The sequence below is a fragment of the Idiomarina aminovorans genome (assembly GCF_023155095.1).
Taxonomy (GTDB): domain Bacteria; phylum Pseudomonadota; class Gammaproteobacteria; order Enterobacterales; family Alteromonadaceae; genus Idiomarina; species Idiomarina aminovorans.
This window is the reverse complement of sequence record NZ_JAKNDA010000021.1, coordinates 1-447: the sequence shown is the minus strand read 5'-3', so window position 1 is coordinate 447 and position 447 is coordinate 1. Positions and strand designations below refer to the sequence as shown.

The following is a 447-nucleotide window of genomic DNA, read 5'->3' as shown; positions in this document are numbered from 1 at the left end:
AGACGGCTTCCACTAACGATGAATTAGACAATGTTGAGGGCAGCCTGAGTGTTGCCGGCGAAGCTGATGGCGGAAATCTGAGCTTGTCGGGTACGTCTTCGGACTTACCGGAAGGCACGGAAGTGGCGATTACTATTACCGATGCAAATGGTGACACGGTGACTGCAACCGCAACGGTCGATGCCAACGGCAACTATACCATTGATGCCGACGTGTCTGGTCTGGTTGATGGTGAGCTGACGATTGATGCGTCTGCGACGGATAATAACGGTGACCCGGTTACCGCAACAGATACAGCCGAGCTGGATAATGTGGCGGGCGATCTAACGGTAGCCAGTGAGGTTACCGACGGCAATATTACGGTATCGGGTACTTCCACCGATATGGCCGAAGGTACAGAAGTGACCATTACAATCACCGATAAGAACGGTGACAGCGTTGAAACCA

1 protein-coding gene is annotated in these 447 nt (G+C 52.6%); it reads left to right on the top strand.

Features of this window, described 5'->3' with window-relative positions; translation table 11 throughout:
- On the top strand, nucleotides 1-447 hold a 447-nt coding region (locus tag L8G48_RS13335), incomplete at both ends, for a hypothetical protein (protein ID WP_248265088.1).